Annotated in this window: 22 protein-coding genes; 15 read left to right on the top strand and 7 right to left on the bottom strand. The window is 73.3% G+C overall.

The genetic code is table 11. The features are described 5' to 3' along the window. Positions 1–305 precede the first annotated feature (305 nt). Positions 306–1,745 carry an MFS transporter gene (locus AB0881_RS38710; protein ID WP_366625470.1) on the top strand — a complete coding sequence of 480 codons (1,440 nt, stop codon included), beginning with the start codon at positions 306–308 and terminating at the stop codon, positions 1,743–1,745. A 121-nt stretch (positions 1,746–1,866) separates the two neighbouring features. Beyond that, on the top strand, positions 1,867–3,135 hold the full coding sequence (locus AB0881_RS38705) for an SGNH/GDSL hydrolase family protein (RefSeq protein WP_366625468.1): 1,269 nt from the start codon (positions 1,867–1,869) through the stop codon (positions 3,133–3,135). An 83-nt stretch (positions 3,136–3,218) separates the two neighbouring features. Here the strand turns inward: AB0881_RS38705 and AB0881_RS38700 are convergent, their stop codons facing one another. The 6 genes from AB0881_RS38700 to AB0881_RS38675 form a co-directional block, all read right to left on the bottom strand. After that, a complete protein-coding gene (locus tag AB0881_RS38700; protein ID WP_366625466.1) occupies positions 3,219–3,953 on the bottom strand; it encodes a methyltransferase domain-containing protein in 735 nt (244 codons plus the stop codon). Between the two features lie 89 nt (positions 3,954–4,042). Continuing rightward, a complete protein-coding gene (locus AB0881_RS38695; protein ID WP_366625464.1) occupies positions 4,043–4,951 on the bottom strand; it encodes an LLM class flavin-dependent oxidoreductase in 909 nt (302 codons plus the stop codon). 43 nt (positions 4,952–4,994) lie between these two features. After that, positions 4,995–5,234: a hypothetical protein gene (locus AB0881_RS38690; RefSeq protein ID WP_366625462.1), complete on the bottom strand. Its 240-nt coding sequence runs from the start codon at positions 5,232–5,234 to the stop codon at positions 4,995–4,997. Between the two features lie 7 nt (positions 5,235–5,241). Then, on the bottom strand, positions 5,242–6,708 hold the full coding sequence (locus AB0881_RS38685) for a hypothetical protein (RefSeq protein ID WP_366625460.1): 1,467 nt from the start codon (positions 6,706–6,708) through the stop codon (positions 5,242–5,244). Positions 6,709–6,810: 102 nt separating this feature from the next. Further along, positions 6,811–7,683, bottom strand: a complete 873-nt coding sequence (locus AB0881_RS38680) for an HAD-IB family hydrolase (protein ID WP_366625458.1) — start codon at positions 7,681–7,683, stop codon at positions 6,811–6,813. 273 nt (positions 7,684–7,956) lie between these two features. Continuing rightward, positions 7,957–8,535: an ECF subfamily RNA polymerase sigma factor, BldN family gene (locus AB0881_RS38675; protein ID WP_366625456.1), complete on the bottom strand. Its 579-nt coding sequence runs from the start codon at positions 8,533–8,535 to the stop codon at positions 7,957–7,959. A gap of 209 nt (positions 8,536–8,744) precedes the next feature. Between AB0881_RS38675 and AB0881_RS38670 the strand changes: the two genes are divergently transcribed. The 8 genes from AB0881_RS38670 to AB0881_RS38635 all read left to right on the top strand — a co-directional run bounded on the left by AB0881_RS38670 (position 8,745) and on the right by AB0881_RS38635 (position 17,191). Then, positions 8,745–10,034 carry an antibiotic biosynthesis monooxygenase gene (locus tag AB0881_RS38670; protein WP_366625454.1) on the top strand — a complete coding sequence of 430 codons (1,290 nt, stop codon included), beginning with the start codon at positions 8,745–8,747 and terminating at the stop codon, positions 10,032–10,034. Positions 10,035–10,057: 23 nt separating this feature from the next. Then, positions 10,058–10,294: a glutaredoxin family protein gene (locus tag AB0881_RS38665; RefSeq protein WP_366625474.1), complete on the top strand. Its 237-nt coding sequence runs from the start codon at positions 10,058–10,060 to the stop codon at positions 10,292–10,294. Positions 10,295–10,555: 261 nt separating this feature from the next. Next, positions 10,556–11,293 (top strand): redox-sensing transcriptional repressor Rex, encoded by a 738-nt coding sequence (locus AB0881_RS38660; protein ID WP_366625452.1) that lies wholly within the window; start codon positions 10,556–10,558, stop codon positions 11,291–11,293. A gap of 160 nt (positions 11,294–11,453) precedes the next feature. Next, positions 11,454–12,794 carry a glutamyl-tRNA reductase gene (locus AB0881_RS38655; RefSeq protein WP_366625450.1) on the top strand — a complete coding sequence of 447 codons (1,341 nt, stop codon included), beginning with the start codon at positions 11,454–11,456 and terminating at the stop codon, positions 12,792–12,794. Positions 12,795–12,797: 3 nt separating this feature from the next. Further along, on the top strand, positions 12,798–13,715 hold the full coding sequence (gene hemC, locus AB0881_RS38650) for a hydroxymethylbilane synthase (RefSeq protein ID WP_366625448.1): 918 nt from the start codon (positions 12,798–12,800) through the stop codon (positions 13,713–13,715). Between the two features lie 68 nt (positions 13,716–13,783). Further along, the gene (locus AB0881_RS38645) at positions 13,784–15,361 is read left to right on the top strand and encodes a uroporphyrinogen-III synthase (protein ID WP_366625472.1); all 1,578 of its coding nucleotides are present in this window, start codon (positions 13,784–13,786) and stop codon (positions 15,359–15,361) included. A 19-nt stretch (positions 15,362–15,380) separates the two neighbouring features. Continuing rightward, entirely contained in the window at positions 15,381–16,367 is a 987-nt protein-coding gene (gene hemB / locus AB0881_RS38640; protein ID WP_366625446.1) for a porphobilinogen synthase, read from the top strand. Between the two features lie 176 nt (positions 16,368–16,543). Beyond that, a complete protein-coding gene (locus AB0881_RS38635; RefSeq protein WP_366625444.1) occupies positions 16,544–17,191 on the top strand; it encodes a bifunctional DNA primase/polymerase in 648 nt (215 codons plus the stop codon). A gap of 45 nt (positions 17,192–17,236) precedes the next feature. Here AB0881_RS38635 and AB0881_RS38630 read toward each other — a convergent pair whose 3' ends face one another. Continuing rightward, positions 17,237–18,967 carry a serine/threonine-protein kinase gene (locus tag AB0881_RS38630; RefSeq protein WP_366625442.1) on the bottom strand — a complete coding sequence of 577 codons (1,731 nt, stop codon included), beginning with the start codon at positions 18,965–18,967 and terminating at the stop codon, positions 17,237–17,239. Positions 18,968–19,120: 153 nt separating this feature from the next. On the opposite strand from AB0881_RS38630, the gene hemL reads away from it, so the two are divergent. The 5 genes from hemL to AB0881_RS38605 all read left to right on the top strand — a co-directional run bounded on the left by hemL (position 19,121) and on the right by AB0881_RS38605 (position 23,456). Then, positions 19,121–20,422, top strand: a complete 1,302-nt coding sequence (gene hemL, locus AB0881_RS38625; protein ID WP_366625440.1) for a glutamate-1-semialdehyde 2,1-aminomutase — start codon at positions 19,121–19,123, stop codon at positions 20,420–20,422. A gap of 128 nt (positions 20,423–20,550) precedes the next feature. Continuing rightward, complete coding sequence (locus AB0881_RS38620) at positions 20,551–21,486, top strand: LysR substrate-binding domain-containing protein (protein WP_366625438.1); 936 nt, start codon at positions 20,551–20,553, stop codon at positions 21,484–21,486. Positions 21,487–21,506: 20 nt separating this feature from the next. Then, complete coding sequence (locus tag AB0881_RS38615; RefSeq protein WP_366625436.1) at positions 21,507–22,109, top strand: hypothetical protein; 603 nt, start codon at positions 21,507–21,509, stop codon at positions 22,107–22,109. A gap of 29 nt (positions 22,110–22,138) precedes the next feature. Next, positions 22,139–22,777, top strand: a complete 639-nt coding sequence (locus tag AB0881_RS38610) for a histidine phosphatase family protein (RefSeq protein ID WP_366625434.1) — start codon at positions 22,139–22,141, stop codon at positions 22,775–22,777. Positions 22,778–22,865: 88 nt separating this feature from the next. After that, entirely contained in the window at positions 22,866–23,456 is a 591-nt protein-coding gene (locus tag AB0881_RS38605) for a TlpA disulfide reductase family protein (RefSeq protein ID WP_366625433.1), read from the top strand. Positions 23,457–23,475 lie beyond the last annotated feature (19 nt).

Genomic DNA, 23,475 nt, shown 5'->3' with positions numbered 1-23,475 from the left:
CCATGGTGATCGGGCAGGTCAACTTCTTCATCCCGCTGGCCCTCATCGGCCGGCCGCTCCCGGGCGTCTCGCCGTCCGAGCAGTGGCGCACGGCCACCGCCGAGTAACCCCCGCGAACCTTTTCCCCAAATGCCGGGTCCCGGGACGGACCCCTCCCCGAATCCCCGTCCCGGGACCCCGCCACGGCCCCTCTCTTTTCTGAATTCCCCACACTCTGTTTCCCGCCCGGAATCGATGCGCGTGACCACGCCCGCGCCCGAACGGATTCCGGATCTGGCGGGTCCCCTCACCGAAAGAAAACGGTCATGACGTATGCCTCCAGGCGGGGGTTCGCGCTCGCGCTGCTCGCCGCCACCCAGTTCGTCCTGGTGCTGGACGCCTCGATCGTCGGAGTGGCGATGCCGTCGATCGGCGCCGACCTGAAGTTCGCCCCCGACGACCTGTCCTGGGTCGCCAACGCCTACACCCTCACCTTCGGCGGCCTCCTGCTGCTCGGCGGCCGCGCCGCCGACCTGGTGGGCCGCCGCCGGATGTTCGTCCTCGGGATGGCGCTGTTCACGGCCGCCTCCCTGGCCGGGAGCCTGGCGGCCGGCCCCGCGACGCTGGTGGCCGCCCGCGCCGCCCAGGGCGTCGGCGCGGCCCTGGTGTCCCCGGCCGCCCTCTCGCTGATCATGACGATCTTCCCGGCGGGCCCCGAACGCAACAAGGCGATGGGCGTGTTCGGCGCGGTCGCCGGTGCCGGCGGCGCGGCGGGATCGATCCTGGGCGGCATGCTGACCCAGTGGCTGGGCTGGCAGGCCACCCTGTACGTCAACGTCCCGATCGGGCTGGCCGCGATCGCGCTGGCCCCGCGGCTGCTGCCGGAGGCGTCCGACCGTACCGCCCGCGGGTTCGACCTGCCCGGAGCGCTGACCGCGACCGGCGGGCTGGCGCTGCTCGTCTACACCCTGGTCGAGGCCGACGGCGCCGGCTGGACGTCGCCGAACACCCTCGGCCTGGGCGCGCTCGCCCTGGCGCTGATCGGGCTGTTCTTCCTCATCGAGGCGCGCACCGCGCACCCGCTGGTCCCCCTCCAGATCTTCCGGCGGCCCGTTCTGCGCGGTTCCAACCTGGCCGCGGTGCTCACGTTGATGGCGATGGCCCCGCTGTTCTTCTACCTGACCTTCTACATGCAGCAGGTGCTCGGGTTCGGCCCCGTCCGGGCCGGGCTGGCGCAACTGCCGCTGGCGCTGGCCATCGCCGTCACCGCCGGCGCGGCGGGCTCCCTCATCGCCCGGCTCGGCCTGCGGACGGCGATGGCGGCGGGACTGGCGGTCACCGCGGCCGGACTGGCCTGGTTCTCCCGCATGTCCCCGGACGGCGGCTTCCTCACCGACGTCCTCGGCCCCACCCTGGTCATCGGTGTCGGCGCCGGGCTGGCGTTCGTCACCACCACGGTCGGCGCGACCTCCGCCGCCAGCCCCGAACAGGCGGGCCTCGCCTCCGGGCTGTTCAACACCGCCCAGCAGGTCGGTGGCTCGATCGGCCTGGCCGCCGTGGTCGCGATCTCCACCGCCCGCACCGCCGGCGCCCTCGCCGACGGCGAACGCGTCATGACCGCGGCCCTTACCGACGGCTACCGCGCGGGCATGCTCGCCGCCGCCGGAATCGCCTTGGCCGCCGCCCTACTCGCCGCAGCGTTCGTCCCCCGCCGCAACGCGGCCCCCGTCTCCGACACCGCTACGGACCAGACCCTCGCGGCCTGACCCACCGCAAGAGGGGAGCGTTGACGGCCTCCCCAGCTCATGCTCACGGCCGCCGCCCTCGTCACGGACCCGGCCGCCGAGACCTCGCGGCCCGTCCCCACCACCACAAGTAGGAGCCACCATGACCTCCCGTAAGCCCGCGCTCACGGCCGCCGCCGCTGTCGCCACCGCCGCCTCCCTGACCGTGGCGACGCCCGCCGCCGCCGATACCCGTACCACCTGGAACGGCGCCTGGACGGCGGCGGCCATGAAGCCGTCCGGGGCACCCTGGTTCGGCACCTGGGCCGAGCAGGGCTTCACCGACCAGTCGGTCCGGCAGATCGTCCGCGTCAACGCCGGCGGAGCCAAGATCCGCATCCGGCTGTCCAACGCCCACGGCACCACGCCCCTGCGCCTCACCGCCGCCAGCGTCGGCCGCACCGCCACCGGCGCGGCCGTCCGGCCGGGCACGATCCGTCCGCTGCGCTTCGACGGCTCCCCGTCCACCACCGTCCCCGCGCGGGGACGGGCCGTCAGCGACCCGGTCGCCCTGCCCACCGAGCCCCGCGAACGACTCACGATCACGCTGTACTTCCGTGGCGCCACCGGACCGGCCACCTACCACCAGCTGTCGATGACCACCACGTACCGCGCCACCGGCGACCACCACCGCGACCCGGCCGCCACCGCCTACACCGACAGGATCGAGCCCGGTTTCGGGTCCTGGTACTACCTGGAGGGCGTCGAGACCTCCGGCGGGCGCCCGCGGCCCCGCGCCGTCGCCGCGTTCGGCGACTCGATCACCGACGGGTTCGGCGCGACCGTCGACGGCGACGACCGCTACCCCGACGCGCTGGCCCGGCGCCTGCTCGCCGCCGGCCGTCCCCATCCGGTCCTGAACGCCGGCATCGGTTCCAACAAGCTCCTGACCGACTCGGCCTGCGGCGGCGACGCCGGGATCTCCCGGTTCGCCCGCGACGTCCTCGACCAGCCCCGCCTCGGCGCCGCGATCGTCCTGATCGGCATCAACGACATCCAGCTGCGCGATGACCGGATGTGCGGCGTCGACCGCGAAGACCCGCCGGTCACCGCGCAGCGGCTGATCGACGGCTACCGCGCCCTGATCCGCCTTGCCCACGCCCGCAACGTCGAGATCATCGGCGGCACGCTCACCCCGTACCGCGATTCGGCCGGCTGGTCCGCCGCCGGCGAGCGGATCCGCCTGCAGGTCAACCACTGGATCCGTACCAGCGGTGAGTACGACGCCGTCGCCGACTTCGACCGGGCACTCGACCCCACCGGCACCGGCCGCATCCCCGAACCCCTGCACATGGGCGACCACATCCACCCCAGCCCCGCCGGCTACCAGGCCATGGCCGATGCCATCACCCTGCCCACCCTGAAGCGGTGACGCAGGGACCCTCCCGAACCGCGACCGAGCCTGACCGCTACGCAGCGGCCAGGCTCGGTCGGCGTCCAGAGAATTCCGGCGGATCATGCCGGGCGGAGGGCGAAGACGCCCCAGCCCAGGTAGCGGCGGTTGTACGCGAGGTACGAGCTGCGCGATCTCGCGGCGAAGTCGCGCATGGCGGGGGCTTCCGGGTCGTCCGGGTTGGCCTTGAGCCATTCGCGGATCGTCCACCACTGGGAGGCGACATAGCGGTCCCAGCTGTCGGGGTCGGCCAGGACCATCTCCACCAGTTCGAGCCCGGCGGCCTCGAAGCGTTCCAGCGTGCCGTGGAGGGACGCGAAGTCGCCGGGGGAGAAGCCGAACGCCTCGTACGCCTCCTGCGGCGGCTCCTCGATCCAGTACGGTTCGCCGATCAGGAGCAGGCCGCCGGGAACGAGGGCGTCCCGCATGAGGCCGATCGTTCCGGCCAGGCCGCCGCCGATCCAGGTCGCACCCAGGCAGGCGACCGCCTCGTACCGTTCCGGGGCGCGGTACGAGCCGGCGTCGCCCCGCTCGAACGTGACCCGGCCGGCGACGTCCAGTTCGGCCGCGCGCTCCCGTGCGGCGGCCAGGAACACCTCGCTCAGGTCCACGCCGTGGCCGGACGATCCGTACTCGGCGGCCCAGCGGCACAGCATCTCGCCCTTTCCGCAGGCCAGGTCAAGGATTCGGGTGCCGGAGCCGATCCGGCTCACCTGGCCGAGGAGCAGCAGTTTCTCCTCGGTGAACGGGTTGAGGATGCGATGGCCGGCTTCGGCGATCTCGTGGTGGCGCAGCATGTCACGACTCTGGCAGGTGGGGAGATGCCATGATCCGGCAGGGGGCGGGCGCGGCGCGATCCCTTTTCGTCGGGCCTGGGCCTGTCCCGTCAGGTGAGCAGGAGGCTCCGGGCCTCGGCGAGCAGGTCGACCTGGGTTCGCCAGTCGCCGCCCGAGAGGCCGATGATCGCGTGCTCGGCCCCGGCGTCGCGGTACGCGGCCAGCTTCCCGGCGGCCTCCTCCGGACGCCCGGTCAGCGGGATGTCGAGGACCTCGTCCAGCGGACGGCCGTAGGCGCCGCTGATGCCCGCCGCGATGTCTTCCCGGGACGGGACGTCCGGCCCCGTGCCGAGCGCAGCCGCGCCGCCGATCGCGATCACGGGCGCGGGACGGCCGTGCTCGGCGGCCAGCCCGGCGAGCCGGGTCCGGCCCTCGGCGACCTCGCGCGGCGAGATCAGGGACGGGAACCAGCCGTCGCCCAGCCGCGCGGCCCGGCGGATCGCGACGGGGGACGCGTTGCCGACCCAGACCGGCGGCATCACCGTGGCCGGCGCCAGCTCGACCGACGGCTCACCGGGCTCGTCCGGGAGGCGGACGCTCTCGCCCGCCAGGAGGCGGGGCAGCAGTGCAAGGGCCGTGTCCGTACGGGCACCGCGCTCCTTGTACGGGACTCCGGCCGCCGCCCACTGCTCCGGGCCACCGCCCGAACCCACACCCAGGACGAGGCGTTCGCCCGACACGTACTGGAGGGTCGCGATCTGCTTGGCGGCCCAGACCGCCGGCCGGATCGCGGGAATGTACACGCTCGTGCCGATCCTGACCCGCGACGTCGCCGCGGCGGCCGTGGCCAGCGCGATGGACGACTCCAGCACCGGCCCGCCGACCGCCAGATGATCGCCGTGCCACACGCCGTCCAGGCCGGCGTCCTCGACGTGCCGCGCGGCCTCCCGCAGGTCGATCCCTTGCTGCCGCTGGACGGCGATGCCGGGCAGGATGACGCCGATCTCGAATCTCTTCATGATCGAAGCGTGCAAGGTCAAGTTAGGTTGATGTCAACGCCCGTCAGTCAGGGGCGCGGAGCTTGGCGGCCACCCGGAAGTCGATGTGGACATCGCGATAGACGGTGCCCGGCTCGACCTGGTCAGGCAGGTTCGTACGGGTACTGCCGGACGCGGATTCGCCTTCAGGCTCGGCCCTGTGGGTGACGTCCACGTCCGGGACCTCATGGAAGACCAGCTCCTCGGCCCGTACCGTCGCGGTGATCTCCACGTCCGGGCGCTCGGGGCGTTCCGGCTTCACCATGCGCGGGTCACTCCTTCGTCATCCGCTTGAGGAGCCTCCCGACGGCGTCCACGCCGTCCCGTCCGGCACGCAGCGACTTGCGCCCCAGCAGGGCCGCGGCCTCGGCCGCGCTCATGTCATCGCCCCGCCCCGGAGCCCCGCCGTCGCCCTCATCGGCGTCCCGCCGGCCTTCAGCGCCGGACGCCCTGCCTGCGGCACCTGCCGCCTCCTCGCCTGCGCGGCCCGCCGCGCCCGGACGCTGCTCCACCCCGCGCGGGGGCACCCCCGGGCCGCCGGTGCCGCGTGCAGTGCGCGGCGCCTCACCAGCGCCGTCACGGCCCTCACGGGCCGCCATGCCCGAGTCACCCACGACGCCGCGGGCCGACTCGCCGCTCGGACGACCGGCCGCACCCACCGCCTCCCCGGCCAAGCCACCGCCGACCGCGCGCCCCGTACCGGCACCAATGTCGCGAGCGCCACGACCTGCCCCGACACCCTCATCGCCGCCCGCACGACCGGTGTCACCGCCGAAGTCGCCGGCGCCTCGTCCCGCACCTTGGCCGCTGTCGCCGACCCTGCGGCCCGCTCTGGGGCCAACGTCGCTCACGCCTTGTCTTGCTCCGGGGCCAACGTCGCCCACGCCCTGGCCTGCTCCGGGGCCGACGTCGCCCACGCCGCGGCCCGCTCCCGCGCCGACGTCGCCTACGGCACGGCCCGTACCGGCATCAATGTCGCCGACACCCTGGCCTGCCCCGGCGCCGACGTCGCCCACGCCTTGGGCTGCCACGGCGCCTATGTCGTCCACGGCGCGGCCCGTACCGGTGCCGACATCGCCGACTCCGCGGCCTGCGCCAGCGCCGATATCGCTCGCGCCCTGTCCTGCTCCGGCGCCGACATTGCCCACGCCTCGACCTGTACCGGCGCCGATGTCGCCGACGCCCTGTCCTGCTCCGGCGCCTATGTCGCCGATGCCGCGGCCCGCTCCGGCGCCGACGTCGGCGATGCCCTGGCCTGCGCCGGCGCCCAGGTTGCCGACGCCTTGTCCGGCTCCGGCGCCGATGTCGCCTACGGCGCGGCCTGCCCCGACGCCTATGTCGCCGACCGCGCGGCCTGTGCCGTGGCCTATGTGCTCGACGCCTCGGCCTGCGCCGGCGCCTATGTCGTGCAGGGCCGTGCCCGCGCCTCGGGTGATGTCGCGGATGATCTCGGGGTTCTGGTCGATGGTCTCCAGGACGCGCTCGATGATGGCGGCCACGTTGTCGAGCCTGACCTTGAGCAGGGCCTGGGCCTCCACGCCCTTGATCGTCAGGTCGACGCGGCCGAGGACGACGTCCGCGCCCACGTTGAGCCTGAGCAGGTCGAGGACCTCCGCCTGGAGCGACACCTTGGCCTGGAGGTTCTCGACCTCCAGGGTGATCTCGTCGACCTTGAGCACCGGGACGTCGAGCAGGACGTCGGTCTCCTCCTGCTTCTCCTGCCGGCCGTTCTCGGACATGAGCATCCCCCCGTACCCCACGGGTGTGCGTCGACGTGGGTACATCCGCCGGGCGTACCCGGTGGATGCCCAGGTCAAGCGCCGATGCGCAGGTCCGCTGCCCTACGAGCGGTAGTGCTTGCGGAGGGCGATTCCCGCGGCGACGCCGCCGGCCAGGGCACCGGCGCCCGCGGCGGCGGGGAGGGCGACCATCGTGACCTTGCGGCCCGTACGGAAGTCGTGGACGGGCCAGCCGTGCTCCTTCGCGTGGGCGCGCAGGGCGGCGTCGGGGTTGACGGCGTGCGGGTTGCCGACGGCGGTGAGCATGGGCAGGTCGTTGACCGAGTCGCTGTACGCGGAGCAGCGCGACAGGTCGAGGCCCTCCCGCTGGGCCAGCGCCCGTACCGCCTCGGACTTGGCCGGGCCGTGCAGCAGGTTGCCGACCAGGCGGCCGGTGTAGACGCCGTCGCGGGTCTCGGCGACGGTGCCGAGGGCGCCGGTGAGGCCGAGCCGGCGGGCGATCGTCCGGGCCACCTCGATGGGGGTCGCGGTGACGAGCCACACCTGCTGGCCGGCGTCCAGGTGCTGGAGCGCGAGGGAACGGGTGCCGTGCCAGATGCGGTCGGCCATCACCTCGTCGTAGATCTCCTCGCTGAGCCGGACGAGGTCGTCGACCTTCTGCCCGGCGACGAACGCCAGCGCGGCCTCGCGCGCGGTGTGGATGTGCTCGGCGTTCTCGGCGCCCTTGAAGCGGAACGACGCCTGCCCCCACGCGAACATCGCCAGGTCGCGCATCGTGAACAGCTTCCGCGAGGCCAGCCCGCGGGCGAAGTAGTAGATCGACGCGCCGCGCATCATCGTGTTGTCGACGTCGAAGAAGGCGGCGGCGGTCGGGTCCGGTTCGGGCAGCGGGCTCGGGGCGGCGGCGGCCGCGGCGGCCACCTCGCCGGACTTCTTGTGATCTTCGCTGCGGTCGCGCTGCCAGAATCGACGCATGCCGCAGAGCCTAGTCAACGGGGTCGGTGCGGCTCCTTCTTCGCGGGGAATTGCGAGAGTCCTCACTGCGGACGGAGGCGGCGGCCACCAGCCGTTCACGCAGGCCCGCGCGGAACGCGGGGTCGGGTTTCGGTCCCGGTGGCCGGAGTCGCTCCAGCGACGTGCGCGCGGCCCTGATCCGCCTCGTTCCCACGGCAGCCCCCCATGCGAATAAGGTCTCGCCCCGCAAAACGAGGAGTGGCCGCCCCGGTTACGGTCGCCGGAGTGAGATTCTCATATTCGATCGTCCGGGAGCATCCGGGCCAGGGAGCGTACGGCCCGGTACTGCAGCGCCTTGATCGCGCCGCTCTTCCGGCCCATGATCAGGGCGGTCTCGGCGACCGACAGGCCGTGCAGGAAGCGCAGGACGACGCACTCCTGCTGGTCGGAGCCTAGGCGGCGGACGGCCTCCAGCAGCGTCCGGTTGGTCATCGCGGTCAGGACCGTCTCCTCCGGCCCCTCCTGCGTGCGGGCCGGCTCCAGGAGTTCGGCGGTGCAGACCTCCAGCCGGTAGCGGGCGGACTTGAAGTGGTCGGCGACCAGGTTCCGGGCGATCGTCACCAGCCAGGCCCCGAAGTCCTTGCCCTGCCAGTTGTAGGACGGCATCCGGCGCAGCGCCCGCAGGAACGTCTCGCTGGTGAGGTCCTCGGCGAGGGGATGCGACCCGACCCGGAAGTAGACGTACCGGTAGACGAGGTCGACGTAGTGGTCGTAGAGGAGGCCGAACGCCTCGGCGTCGCCGGCGCGCGCCCGCAGCGCGAGGTCCCTGAACGGAGGCTCGGCCGTCCGGACATCGAGGGTCAGGCTGCTCATGCAGTTCTCCTCGGGGCGTACGCGACCTCCGACGTGAAATGCCACTGTAGGTACTGAAGGCGACACCGGCAATGGTGCCGGGAACGCAAAGAACGCCTTCTGTATCCGTTCCCAGAGACGGACTTCCCGGGCCACAGGGGTGCCTTGCCGGTGTCTTGTCCCGAGGCGGTTACCCGTCGCGGCCCCGCATCGGGCACCATGGGGTCGCGATGGTCGATGCTCTTCTCGCGCTGCCGGCGACCCTGGGTGCCTTAGTGGCCACCGGGCTGCTCGTCATGCGCGCCAACAAGGACCGGCTGCTGTACCTGATCGCGTGGTCCACCACGCAGGTCGGGCTGTCGCTGGCGCTGATCTCCATGCTGCTGGGCTTCCTGCTCGGCTTCGGCGGGCCGATGTTCCGCGTGGTCCAGCTGGGCGCGGCGCTGCTCGCGCCGGTCTGGCTGGCACTGGGCGTGATCGAGCTGATCGCGCGGTACGTCCAGGTGCGCTTCGGCGCCTGGCTGTTCGCGATCTCGTACACGGTCGTCGCGGTGGTGATCATCCTCGTCGATCCGGTGAAGGGCTCGTTCACCAAGAAGCTGCCCAACCCGCGGCAGACGTACGACGCGCTGCCGCTGCTGCTGATCGACGGCGCGCACGTGATCGCCGTGATCGCGCTGGTCGCGTGCCTGGCGGTGACGGCCGTGCTCGCGAGCAGGCAGGACCGGGAGGCGGCCGAGCTGCTGATCCCGCTCGCGCTGGTGGCGCTGGCGGGCGTGCTGGCGGTGAGCGGCACCCGCGGGTTCCTGCCGGGCTCGCTGTCGGCGATCGCGCTCGGCGGCGCGGCCGGGCTCGTCTGGTACGGGGCGATGCGCACGATCCCCGTGTACGACGAGGACGAGGACTACGACGACGGGTACGGCGACGAGCCCGCGACCGGCTACGAGGAGCAGGGCTACGCCGCGCCGCGCCCGCCCGAGCCCCGTCCGGCGCCGCCGCGCCAGGCCCGCGGCCGCAGGCGCGAGGAGCTGCGCTTCCCCGACCCGGCCGCGATGGAGGAGCAGGGCGTTCCCGAGTCTCCGGCGGCGGCGACCGTCATGGACGACGTCCGCAACGCGCTCCCGGACGGCGCGGTGGCGGGCCCGCCGGGCGCGGGCGAGCTGGCCGCCGCCCGCGGCCAGATCACCGTCTACACGCTGCTGGACGGCCGCGAGGAGGCGTTCGACCGGCTGGCCGAGGAGCTGGTGCGGGCGGCCCGCGCCGCCGAGCCGGACACGCTGGTCTTCACCTGCCACGAGGTGGAGAACGCGCCCACCCAGCGGATCTTCTACCGGCTGTTCCGCGACCAGGCGGCGTTCGCGGCGCACGAGCGCCAGGCGCACCTGCGCCGGTTCGCGGCCGAGTCGCGCACGCACGTGCTCACCACGAACGTCATCGACCTCAAGCTCGGCGCGGCGAAGCTGCCTCCGCTGCGTCCCGGCCGCGGCGCGCCGCCGGCGCCGGCGCCCCCGCTGAGGTGAGCGGCGTGGACGTCCTGATCACGATGTACGGCAAGCCCGGCTGCCACCTGTGCGAGGACGCCCGGGCGGTGATCGAGAAGGTCGCCGCCGACCTCGGCGTGCGGTGGGAGGAGCGCGACATCACGCTCTCGGAGGAGGACACCCGGAAGTACTGGGAGCAGATCCCGGTCACTCTGATCAACGGGGTCCAGCACGACTTCTGGCGGGTGGACGAGGCGCGCCTGCGCGCCGCCGTCGCGGAATTGCGGGCCGGTTCCTAGGACGGCGGAATGTTCCGTCCATCACACCGGTTCCGCAGGTGGGAAGCCCGGAGGGCCTGACAGGCCGCGCTTTTCCGCGCCTTCCCGCGGAACGGCCGGAACCGTTGGGACGGGGGCGACTTTGTGCGCGTATTCACAAAGGCTTAACCTGAGGGACAGCCCTGGGGCTGCCCTGACCGTGGCCGTCGAGGCCCGGCCACGGTCGCGCCCGGGCCAGGGGCCCGGGCCCCGCCCCCAGCGTCGAGCCCCGAAGAGCAGGCCGTGACACCTCGCCAGAACCGCAATCGCGACCGCGCCGAACGTGGCATCCCCGAGGCCACGGTCGCGCGCCTGCCCGTCTACCTGCGCGCTCTGCACAGCCTGCAGGAGCGCGGTGTGGCGACCGTCTCGTCGGAGGAGCTCGCCGCGGCCGCGGGGGTCAACTCCGCGAAGCTCCGCAAGGACCTGTCGCATCTGGGCTCGTACGGCACCCGCGGGGTCGGGTACGAGGTGGAGTACCTCGTCTACCAGATCTCGCGTGAGCTGGGACTCACCCAGGACTGGGTGGTCGCCATCATCGGGCTGGGTAACCTGGGCCGGGCACTGGCCGGCTACGGCGGCTTCGCGTCCCGCGGCTTCCGGGTGGCCGGGCTGCTGGACGCCGACGACGCCATCGTCGGGCAGGAGATCGCCGGGAAGACCGTGGAGCACATCGACCGGCTCGAGGACCTCATCGCGGAGCGCGGCGTGTCCATCGCCGTGATCGCCACGCCGGCCGGCGCCGCGCAGGGCGTGTGCGACCGGGTCGTCGCGGCCGGGGTGACGAGCGTCCTGAACTTCGCCCCGGTGGTCCTCTCCGTGCCGGACGGCGTCGATGTGCGTAAAGTCGATCTGTCCATCGAGCTGCAGATCCTCGCTTTCCACGAGCAGCGCAAGGCCGGTGGGCCGGGCGAGCACGTACCACTGCCGGACGGCGGGACGCAGGGCCCGGAGCAGTACGTGGAGGCGGTAGAGGCATGAGCGAGTCGGAAGCACGCGGCGTCGCCTGGACTGAGGAGCGGCGGGAGCGCAGCGACCAGAGCGACGAGGGAAGGCGGCGCCTTCTCGGCGTGCTGGAGGCGAGCGGGAAACACGGCATGAGCCCGAGGCGGCAGAGGCAGAGCGGACGGGATTGCGCGCGATGAGTGTCTTGGTGGTGGGGCTCAGCCATCGGAGCGCCCCGGTGGCCATGCTCGAACAGGCGGCGATCACCGGGGACGACCTGGTCAAGCTGCTGCACGAGGTGCACGACAGCGCCCATGTCGGTGAGGCCGCGATCGTCTCGACCTGCAACCGGGTCGAGGTCTACGCGGTGGTCGACAAGTTCCACGGCGGCGTCTCGGCGATCTCCGAGCTGCTGGCGCGGCACTCGGGGCTGTCGCTGGACGACCTCTCCCGGAACCTGTACGTGCACTACGAGGACCGGGCCGTCCAGCACGCGTTCGCGGTGGCGTGCGGGCTCGACTCGATGGTGGTCGGCGAGGGGCAGATCCTCGGCCAGCTGCGGCAGGCGTTCCGGCTGGCGCAGGAGAACGGCACGCTCGGCCGCGAGCTGAACGACGTCCTCCAGCAGGCGCTGCGGGTCGGCAAGCGCGCGCACCACGAGACCGGGATCGACAAGGCCGGCGCGTCGCTGGTCAGCGTGGGCCTGGACATCGCCGCCGCGCACCTCGGCCCGCTGGAACGTGTCACCGCGCTGGTCGTCGGCGCCGGCGCGATGAGCGGCCTGGCCGTCGCCACGCTGGGCCGGGCCGGGGCCAGGGAGATCGTGGTCGCCAACCGCACGTACGAGCGCGCGGTACGGCTCGCCGAGTCCGCCGAGGCGCCCGCGCGCGCGATCGAGCTGTCCGACCTGGACGCCGAGCTCGCGGGCGCGGACCTGGTCGTCTCCTGCACGGGCGCGGGGCGGGTGCTGACCGTTCCGCAGCTGGAGGCGCGGGGGATCGGGACGGACGGGAGGCGCCGCTTCTACCTCGACCTGGCGCTGCCGCACGACATCGACCCGGGCGTGCGCGACCTGCCCGGCGCCGCGCTCGCCGGGCTGGACGACCTGCGGACCGCGCAGGAGGCCGCCGAGGCGATCGGGCCGGAGGCGATCGAGGCCGTCCGCCGGATCGTGGGCGACGAGGTCGCGGTGTTCCTCGGCGCGGCGCGGGCCGCGGCCGTGGCGCCGACCGTCGTCGCGCTGCGCAGCAAGGCCGCCGAGGTCGTGGACGCCGAGCTGGCGCGGCTGGCCGGCCGGCTGCCCGAGCTGGACGACCGGGCCCGCAAGGAGATCACCCAGACCGTACGGCGCGTGGTGGACAAGCTGCTGCACGCGCCGACCGTCCGGGTCAAGGAGCTGGCGTCGGCGCCGGGCGGCGACGCGTACGCCGACGCGCTGCGCGAGCTCTTCGACCTGGACCCGAAGGCCCCCGCGGCCGTGGCCCACGCCGATATGGCGCCGGACGAAGGCCGCGCGGGGGAGAGCAGAGGAGCCTGAGCCGTGACCGCACTGAAGCTGGGGACGCGCAAGAGCCTGATGGCGACGACGCAGTCGCAGCTGGTCGCCGACGCGTTGACCCGGCGTACGGGGCATGCCGTGGAGCTGGTCGGGGTAACGACCGAGGGTGATGTCTCCAAGGCCCACCTCGCCCAGATGGGGGGCACCGGCGTCTTCGTCAGCGCCCTGCGCGACCGGCTGCTCGCCGGGGACGTGGACTTCGCCGTGCACTCGCTGAAGGACCTGCCGACCGGTCCCGCGGAGGGGATCGTGCTGGCCGCGACGCCGCTGCGCGACGACCCGCGCGACGCCCTGTGCGGCCCGGCCAAGCTGGCCGACCTGCCGCGCGGCGCGCGGGTGGGCACCGGCTCGCCGCGCCGGGTCGCGCAGCTGAAGGCGCTGCGCCCGGACCTGGACGTGGTGCCGATCCGCGGGAACGCCGAGACCCGGCTGCGCAAGATCAGTGACGGGGAGCTGGACGCGGTCGTGCTCGCGAACGCCGGGCTCGTCCGCATCGGCCGTACCGGCGACGTCGCGGAGATCCTGGAGACCGACCAGATGCTGCCGGCGCCGGGCCAGGGCTCGCTGGCCGTGGAGTGCCGCGCCGACCGGCCCGACCTGATCGAGCTGCTGGGCACCCTCGACGACGCGGCGACCCGCGCCGCGGTCACCGCCGAGCGCACGGTGCTGGCGGTGCTGGAGGCGGGATGCTCCGCGCCTGTGGGAGCATACGCTGCCGAAGCAGAACAGATGGGTGAACGAAAGCTGCATCTTACGGCCACCGTCGCCGCCGTCGACGGGAGCCGGCAGATCCGGCTGTCCGCAAGCGGCCACCCCGACGAGGCCGAGCGGATCGGGCGCGGGCTCGCGGCCGACCTGTTCGACCGGGGGGCCGACCAGTTGATGGGGGAGCGAGATTGAGCCCCGCTAAGCAGGCCAGGCCGACCCAGTCGGGCCAGGCACGGGCCGACCAGAAGACCGAACCGGCGATCGACCGCAGGAGCGTCCGGCCGGCGCCGGGCATCGGCTCGGTCGCGCTCGTCGGCATGGGCCCGGGCGACCCCGGCCTGCTCACGCTGCGCGCCGCCGGCGCGCTCGGCCGCGCCGACGTCGTGGTGGTGAACCGCGAGTACTGCCCGGCGGAGATCCTCACGCACTGCCGGCCGGACGTGGAGATCGTCGACTCGGCCGGCGGCGACCCGGGCAAGCTGACCGTCCGGGCGGCGAAGTCGGGCAAGAACGTCGTGCGCCTCTTCCAGGGCGACCCCGGGCTGATCTGCGACCTGGCCGGCGAGGGCGGCGCGCTCGACAAGGCGGGCATCCCGTTCGAGATCGTTCCGGGCGTGTCCGCGGTGACCGGCGTGCCGGGGTACGCGGGCATCCCGCTGACCGACTCCAGGCACCGCGAGGTCCGGATCATCGACGCCGGCGACGGCGGGGTCGACTGGGAGCGGTTCTCCTCGCCCGACGCCACGCTCGTGATCACCGGCGCGGAGAACGCGGTGGCCGAGGTCGCCAAGGGCCTGATGGCCGTCGGCCGCCCCGACAGCACGCCCGCCGCCATGACCACCCTCGGCACCACCACCGAGCAGGAGACCGTCGTCTCCACGCTCAACCGGCTGGCCGCCGACAGCAAGGGCATGGAGGCGCCGGCGCTGATCGTCGTGGGGGACGTGGTGTCCTGGCAGGACCGGCTGTCGTGGTTCGAGACCAAGCCGCTGTTCGGCTGGCGGGTGCTGGTCCCGCGCACCAAGGAGCAGGCCGCGTCGCTCTCGGACCAGCTGCGCTCGTACGGCGCCGTACCCGACGAGGTCCCGACGATCTCGGTCGAGCCGCCGCGCACCCCGCAGCAGATGGAACGCGCCGTCAAGGGCCTGGTCACCGGCCGGTTCGAGTGGGTGGTGTTCACCTCCACGAACGCCGTGAAGGCCATCCGCGAGAAGTTCTCCGACTACGGCCTGGACGCGCGGGCGTTCGCCGGCCTCAAGGTCGCCGCCGTCGGCGAGCAGACCGCGAAGGCGCTGGTGGAGTTCGGCGTCCAGCCCGACCTGATGCCGACCGGGCAGCAGTCCGGCGAGGGCCTGGTCGAGGTGTGGCCGCCGTACGACGAGGACCTCGACCCGATCAACCGGGTGCTGCTGCCGCGCGCCGACATCGCCACCGACACGCTCATCGCCGGGCTGACCCAGCTGGGCTGGGAGTGCGAGGACGTCACCGCGTACCGCACCGTGCGGGCCGCGCCGCCGCCCGCCCCGATCCGCGAGGCGATCAAGGGCGGCGGGTTCGACGCGGTGCTGTTCACCTCCTCGTCCACGGTCAAGAACCTGATCGGGATCGCCGGCAAGCCGCACAACGTCACGGTGATCGCCTGCATCGGGCCGCAGACCGCGCGGACCGCCGAGGAGTACGGCCTGCGCGTGGACGTGATGGCCGAGAAGCCGTCGGTTTCCGAACTGGCCGAGGCCCTCGCGGAGTACGGTGCGAAGCGGAGGGCGGCCCAGATCGAGGCGGGCGACCCGCTCCGCAAGCCCAGCCAGATGCGCCGTGGAGCACGCCGGCGCAAGTAGCAGCACCGAAAGAGAGACGATGTCCGCTCAGTTCCCCGTCGTGCGGCCCCGGCGGCTGCGGCGCACGCCCGCGCTGCGCCGCCTGGTCGCCGAGACCCGGCTGGCCCCGGCCGACCTGATCCTGCCGATGTTCGTCAAGGAGGGCATCGGCGAGCCCAGCCCGATCGGCTCGATGCCGGGCGTGTACCAGCACACCCGCGACAGCCTGCGCAAGGCCGCGCACGACGCGGTGGAGGCCGGGGTCGGCGGGATCATCCTGTTCGGGATCCCGGCGGTGAAGGACGCCGCCGGCTCGGCCGCCGACGCCCCGGACGGCGTGGTGCAGACCGCCGTCCGCGACCTCACCGCCGACCTCGGCGACGCCGCGGTGGTCATGACGGACCTGTGCCTGGACGAGTTCACCGACCACGGCCACTGCGGCGTCCTCACCGAGGGCGGCGAGATCGACAACGATCTGACGCTGGAGCGGTACGCGTCGATCGCCGTCGCGCAGGCCGAGGCGGGCGTGGCCGTGGTGGCGCCGAGCGGGATGATGGACGGCCAGGTCGCCGCGATCCGTACCGCGCTGGACGAGTCCGGCCACTCCGACGTGGCGATCCTGGCCTACTCGGCGAAGTACTCCTCGGCGTACTACGGCCCGTTCCGCGACGCCGCCGAGTGCGCGCCGCAGTTCGGCGACCGGTCCACCCACCAGCAGGACCCGGCGAACGCCGACGAGGCGCTGCGCGAGGTGCTCCTGGACCTGGACGAGGGCGCGGACATGGTCATGGTCAAGCCGGCCGGCCCGTACCTCGACATCGTCCGCCGGGTGCGCGACTCAGTGGACGTGCCGGTGGCGGCGTACCAGGTCAGCGGCGAGTACGCGATGATCGAGGCGGCGGCCGCACAGGGCTGGCTGGACCGCGACCGCACGATCATGGAGTCGCTGACCGCGATCCGCCGCGCCGGCGCCGACATCGTCCTCACCTACTGGGCGACCGAGGTCGCCCGCGCCCTGCGCGGCTGACCCGCGCCGTACTCGGCGCCGCGCCGAGATGATCTTGATCGAGCGCCATAGCGGCCTAGTCACTTAGGGTGATATCGGGGGGTGCCGTGCCCCGGCTTCGGGGGCACCGGCATCATCGTGTCTAGGAGCGGCCGAGGGCGGTACGGGCCTCGGCGTACACCGACTGGGGGGCGAGGATGCTGGCGGTCTCGGGGAACAAACGGCAGCGCGCGGCCCGGGACCGGATGGCCGCGGCCGCCCGCGCCTACGCGGAGTACGGGTGGCCGTGCGCGCCGGGCGCGCATCCGACCGCGGGCGGTGACCGGGTGTGCTCGTGCGACCGGGTCGGCTGCCCCGACCCCGCCGCGCATCCGCTTTCGGGCGCGTGGGCGCTGCACGCCACCGTCGACCGCGAGGTGATCGACCGGTGGTGGGCCAAGCGGCCCGACGCCAACATCATCCTGCCGACCGGGCGGGTCTTCGACGTGTTCGACGTGCCCGCGGCGGCGGGCGGGGCGGCGCTGGCGCGGATCGACCGCGAGGGGCTGCCCGTCGGGCCGGTCGCGTCCGTCGGCGGCGAGCGCCACCTGTTCTTCGTCGCGACCCGCGGCGCGCCCGTCGACGAGGACGAGTGGTGGTCCTGCCACCTCGACTGCTCGCCCGAGACGGTCACCGAGACGCCCGGGATGCGGTGGCACTGCCGGGACAGCTACGTACTGGCCCCGCCCTCGGTGCTCCCGTACGGCCGTGAGGTGGCCTGGATCCGCCCGCCGGACGGCCGCCCGCTCCCTGACCCGCTCCGGCTCCTGGAGGTCCTCTCCGACAGTTGTGAGGCCGCACAGTGACATGAACGAGCCCCCGGGGACCCCCGGGGGCTCGCCGCGTTCCGGTCAGCGCGTGGTGTCGGGGGCGGTGATGGGCGCCTTGCGGCCCCAGCCCGTGTACGTGGTCGAGACGACCTGCGCGCGCTTCTTGTCCGGCCCCTCGGCGCGGAACCACAGGTGCGCCGGCCGGCCCGTCCGGTCGATCTTGAGGGCGAACTTCACCCGCTGGGCGCCGGTGGTCCGGCCGAGCTCGGCGTACAGCGCTCCGACCGACGGGACCTGCGCCAGCCGGTCGATCGGGGCGGTGCCCCAGTAGACCTGCTTCTCGTCCTTGCTGAACGAGTCGCTCGCCTGGAGCAGCGCGGTGACGGTGGCGACACCGCTGGCCCACCGGGTGCGCGCGGCCAGGCCCGGGTAGCCGGCGGTCTGCCCGCCGATGGGGGCCTGCTGCCACTTCTTGCCCGCCCGCACGTACAGGACGTCCCCCACCAGGAGGGTCTTGGCCGAGCGGCGGGTGTTGCCCGACCCGGAGAGCGTCATGTTGTACGAGGGCGAGCCGTTCGGCACCTGCACGAACATGCCCCGCACGTTCGCCTGCCCGCCGCAGCAGCCCGTCTGCTTGTAGTTGAACGAGGCCCCCGGGACCTGCGCGGTGGCCTGCGAGACGCGCTGCGCGAGCGCGGCGGCGGCGGGGTCGGCCTGCGCGGCCGGTACGGCGGGCGACGGCGTCCCCCGGTTGGCCGGCTCGGGCGGGGCGGGGTCGCCGTCGCCGCCGAGGAACAGCACGCCGCCCGTCACGCCGCCCGCGACGACCAGGACGGCCAGCGCGGCGGCGAGGACCTTGCCCTTGCCGCCGCCGCCCGTGCCGGACGGGGCCGCGGTCTTGGCGGCGGGCGGGCGGCCCTTGGGCGCCTTGGGACGCGCCGGCTCGGGCTTCTGGGCGGTGTCGGCGGTCAGTTCGATCAGCCGGCCGCGGCCCTGCGCGAGCCAGGACGGCCCGTACGCGTCGACCGCGGCGTCCTCGACGGCGCCGAGGAGGTCGGCGGCCGAGGCGGGCCGGTCGGCCGGGTCCTTGGCCAGACCCGAGGTGATCAGGCCGCGCAGCGGGCCGGGGATCGCCTCGACCGGGACCGGGGCCTCCCGGTGCGCCTTCCCGATCGCCGCCTGGTTGCGGCCGGTGTACGGCTGCGTCCCGGTGAGGCACTCGTAGAAGATCGCGATGGCGGCGTACAGGTCGGTGCCGACGCTCGGCGGGGCGCCGCCGCCCCACAGCTCGGGCGCGGCGTACGCGGGCGCCGCCTGCGCCTCGGTGCCCGCCGGGGCGAGCCCGAAGTCGGTGAGGCGGCAGTTGCCGTCGTCGTCGAGCAGGATCTCCGAGGGACGCAGCGCGCCGTGCACGACGCCCTTGGAGTGCGCGGCCGCCAGCCCGAGCAGGGTGCCGCTGAGGACCGCGAGCGCCGCCAGCGGCCCGGTGGACCCCTGGGTGGCGATCAGGCGCCGCAGGCCGAAGCCGTCGACGCGTTCCATCACGATCGCGGTGCCCTCGGGCGACTCCACGAGCTCGTAGAAGTCGACCACGTTGGGGTCTTCGAGCTGCGAGAGGCTGCGGGCGAACCCGCGCAGCCTCGACAGGTACGCCTCGTCCCCGTCCAGGCGCGGATCGAGGTACTTGATCGCGACCTTGGTCTGGGTGAGGTCGTCGAGGGCGAGCATGACCCGGCCGCCGGTACCGCCGTCCAGTTCCTGGACGTGGGTGAATCCCGGGACCGTCCAGCCGTCAACCACGTTGCGAGCCATCCCTCCGATACGGCCGGCGCCGGAAACTACGAGTGCGGACGTCAGCGGTGCGGCGCCCTGGCGGCGCCGTGGTTTTGTGTACTTGGTGGAATATCGGCCGCTTAGCGCCGTGGTCAAGGGCAGTCGCCAAACTGCAACTGTCAGACTGGGCGGGTGACCGAATTCGAAGTCTCCCAGCAGCTGTTCGATAGGGCGAATCGGGTCGTTCCAGGCGGGGTGAACTCGCCGGTGCGCGCCTTCCGCGCGGTGGGCGGCACGCCGCCGTTCATGACCGCCGGGCGCGGCCCGTACCTCACCGACGCCGACGGCAACGAGTTCGTCGACCTGATCTGCTCGTGGGGCCCGATGATCCTCGGGCACGCGCACCCGGCCGTGGTCGAGGCCGTCCAGAGCGCCGCCGCCAAGGGCACCTCGTACGGCGCGCCGACGCCCGGCGAGGTCGAGCTGGCCGAGGAGATCACCGCCCGCGCCCCGGTCGAGAAGGTCCGGCTGGTCAACTCCGGCACCGAGGCGACGATGTCGGCGATCCGGCTGGCCCGCGGCTTCACCGGCCGCTCCAAGATCGTGAAGTTCGCCGGCTGCTACCACGGCCACGTGGACGCGCTGCTGGCCGCCGCCGGCTCCGGCGTCGCCACCCTCGCGCTGCCCGACACGCCCGGCGTGACCGGCGCCACGACCGCCGACACGGTCGTCCTGCCGTACAACGACGTCGCCGCCGCCGAGGCCGCGTTCGCCGAGTACGGCCACGAGATCGCCTGCGTGATCACCGAGGCGGTGCCGTGCAACATGGGCGTCGTCCCGCCGGTCCCGAACTTCAACCGGCTCCTCAAGTCCCTGTGCGAGCGCAGCGGCGCGCTGCTGATCATTGACGAGGTGCTCACCGGCTTCCGCGCCTCGGCCGCCGGCTGGTACGGCATCGAGGGCGTGGCCGGCGACCTGATGACGTTCGGCAAGGTGATGGGCGGCGGGCTGCCCGCAGCCGCGTTCGGCGGCCGCGCCGACATCATGGACCGGCTGGCCCCGGCGGGCCCGGTCTACCAGGCCGGCACCCTGTCCGGTAACCCGCTGGCCACCGCCGCCGGGCTGGCCACCCTGCGCAACGCCACGCCCGAGGTGTACGCGGCGATCGACCGCGCCGCCGCGCTGGTCGCCAAGGCGGCGTCCGAGGCGCTGGAGAAGGAGGGCGTCCCGCACCGCCTGCAGACCGCCGGCAACCTGTTCTCGATCTTCTTCACCGACGAGCCGGTCGGCGACTTCGAGGCCGCGCAGCGCCAGGACGGCAAGGCGTACGCCGCGTTCTTCCACGCCGCCCTGGAACGCGGCGTCTACCTGCCGCCGTCGGCGTACGAGGTCTGGTTCCTGTCGGCCGCCCACGACGACGCGGCCCTGGAGCGCGTCACCGAAGCGCTCCCGCACGCCGCCCGAGCCGCCGCCCAATCGATCAGCACCGCCTGACCACCTCCAACGCCGCGAGGGCCCGGGCCCCCGGCCCGGGCCCCGGCACCCGCAGCCCCGAATGCTCGTCACAAGCTCGGTTTAGGACAAGCTAGAACTACTTCGGTTCACGCTTTAGAGTTGCTTACATGCTGGATCTCGAACGGCTGCGGGCCCTGCACTCCGTGGCGACCTACGGTTCGGTGAGCGCCGCCGCCGACGTGCTCCACGTGACGACCTCGGCCGTCTCCCAGCAGCTGGCCAAGCTGGAGCGGGAGACCGGGCAGAAGCTGCTGGAGCGCAACGGGCGCGGCGTGCGGCTCACCGACGCCGCGGAGCTGCTGGTCGAGCACGCCGCCCGCATCCTGTCGCTGGTCGAGCAGGCCCAGGCCGACCTGGAGGCGCACCGCGGCGCGGTCGTCGGGCGGCTGTCGGTGGCGGCGTTCCCCACCGCCGTCCGCGGGCTGATGCCCGCCACGCTGCGCCGGCTGCGCGCCGAGCATCCCGGGCTGGCGGTCATGGTCCGCGAGGAGGACCCCATGCAGAGCATGCCGCTGGTCGCCCGCGGCGATCTCGACATGGCGGTCGTCCAGGACTGGAACAACGAGCCGCTGCCGCTCCCCGAGGGCCTCCAGAAGGGGCTGATCTGCGACGACGTCGCCGATGTCGCGCTGCCCGCCGGGCATCCGCTGGCCGGCCGGGACGAGGTCGACCTCAAGGAGCTGGCGGGCGACCCGTGGATCAGCTCCTCGCCCGACAGCATCTGCTGCCACTGGCTGCTGCGCACGCTGCGCTCGGTCGACGCCGAGCCGAGGATCGACCACATGGCGTACGAGTTCGCGAGCCAGCTCTCCCTGGCCGCCGCCGGGCTCGGCAACGTGATCCTGCCCCGGATGGGCCGCTGCGACGTCCCGCCCGGCGTCGGCGTCGTGCGGCTGCGGGCGCCGCTGAGCCGGCACGTGTACGCCGTGTGGCGGGAGGAGACCGCCCGCCGCCCGGCCGTCCGCGCCGCCGTCGAGGCCCTGCGCGCCGCGGCCCCCGCCGCCGGGGGCGTACCGGTCGCCGCGGTGGCGGTCCCGGGCTGACCGTCTGGGATCCTGGAGGCATGTCGTTCGAGCTGGTCGCCTGGCCCGCCCAGGGCCCGGTCACCGCGGAAGAGGCCGCGGCGCTGGACCGCGCCGCGCTGCCGCCCCACCCGGCCGTCACGGCGTTCGCCGCCGATCTCGCCGCCGCCGCCCCGGACACCGGGCTGGAGACCGGCGGCTCCCGGTACGCCGCCGTGACCATGGCCCCCGACCGCGCCGACGAGGTCGCGACCCTCGTGTACGGGCTCGCCAAGGCGAACGGGCTGGTCTGCTACGACCCCGGCCGCGGGCTCGTCCACAACCTCGCGCCCCGGACCGCGCACCCGGAGACGCAGCTGCACACCGGCGACGGCATGGTGGTGATCGACCCCGACCTCGGGCTGATCCGCGACGTGCTGGGACGCCTCTCGCCGCGGAACCCGTTCGCCGCCCTGGTCCTGTTCGGTCACCATTTCGTCCAGGTTTCGCCGGAGCCCGGCGGGTACGAGCTGGAGTACAAGGACAGCGCCGCCGGCCGCCTCTACCGGACACGGACGGCCGATCTCGCCGACGTCCGCCGCGCCTTCGAGGAGTACGCCACCGATGACCGCTCCTTCCTCGACCGGCACGCGTGGGAAGGGTGACGGGACGGCGCGGGTAACCTGACGACGCGATGACTGACAAGACGATCGTTCACCTGCTGCGGCACGGTGAGGTGCACAATCCCGAGGGCGTCCTGTACGGCCGGCTCCCGGGCTACCGCCTGAGCGAGGACGGGGTCCTCATGGCCAAGGCGGCCGCCCGCTGGTTCGGCGACCGGGACGTGGCCGCGCTCTTCTCCTCGCCGATGCAGCGGGCCGTGGAGACGGCCCGGCCGATGGCCGACACGTTCGACCTGCCGGTGACGGTGGACGACGGGCTGCTGGAGGCCGACAACCACTTCGAGGGCATGACCTTCGGCGTCGGCAAGGGTTCGCTGCGCCGCCCCGAGCACTGGCGCTACCTGCTGAACCCGTTCCGGCCGTCCTGGGGCGAGCCGTACAAGGAGATCGCCGGCCGGATGCGGGCCGCGGTGATCCGGGCCCGGGAGGCCGCGCGCGGCCGCGAGGCGGTCTGCGTCAGCCACCAGCTGCCGATCTGGATCCTGCGGCTGCACGCCGAGCACCGCCGGCTCTGGCACCATCCGATCAAGCGCGAATGCGCCCTGGCCAGCGTGACCAGCCTGGCGTTCGAGGGCACCCGGCTGGTCGAGGTGTCGTACTGCGAGCCCGCCGCGGGCATCGCCAAAGGCCCCAGTGTCGCGGGCGCCTGACCCGACCACTAGATTGAGTACTACATCCTGTAGTAGCACCCTTCCGTCGTCGCACCGTCCCGCACCAGGACCGCTGTAGGAGAGCCCCTTGAGCCCCCGAGTGACCCGCGTACGCGCCGCGGCCGGCGTCCTGGCCGCGTGCGCGCTGCTCGCCGGCTGCGCGGGCACGAACGCCTCGCAGAACGGGCCGGGCGGCAGCGAGAACCGCTTCATCTCGGGCGACGGCAACGTCCAGGAGATCAAGCCCGCCGAGCGCAAGGCCGCGCCCCAGGCCGCCGGGACGACCCTGGACGGCAAGAAGGTCGCGCTGGCCGACTTCAAGGGCAAGATCACCGTCGTGAACTTCTGGGCGTCCTGGTGCGCCCCCTGCCGCGGCGAGGCGCCGTCCCTCGAACAGGTCCACAAGGAGACCGAGGGCAAGGGCGCGCAGTTCCTCGGCGTCGCGTTCAAGGACGGCCAGGAGAACGCCAAGGCGTTCGAGCGCAAGTTCAAGGTGTCGTACCCGAGCCTGTTCGACGCCGACGGGCAGATCACCCTCGCGTTCCGCGAGGTCCCGCCGAACGCCATCCCGACCACGCTCGTCCTGGACCGGCAGGGCCGGGTGGCCGCCCGGATCATCGGCGCCACCACGTACTCCAAGCTCTCCCCGCTCGTCACCAAGCTCCTCGCCGAAAAGTGAGTGCGGCGAGATGAACCCC

It is taken from the genome of Spirillospora sp. NPDC029432, assembly GCF_040703975.1.
Lineage (GTDB): Bacteria > Actinomycetota > Actinomycetes > Streptosporangiales > Streptosporangiaceae > Spirillospora.
Note: the sequence above shows the minus strand (reverse complement) of the source record. Positions and strands in the feature narration are given on the sequence as shown.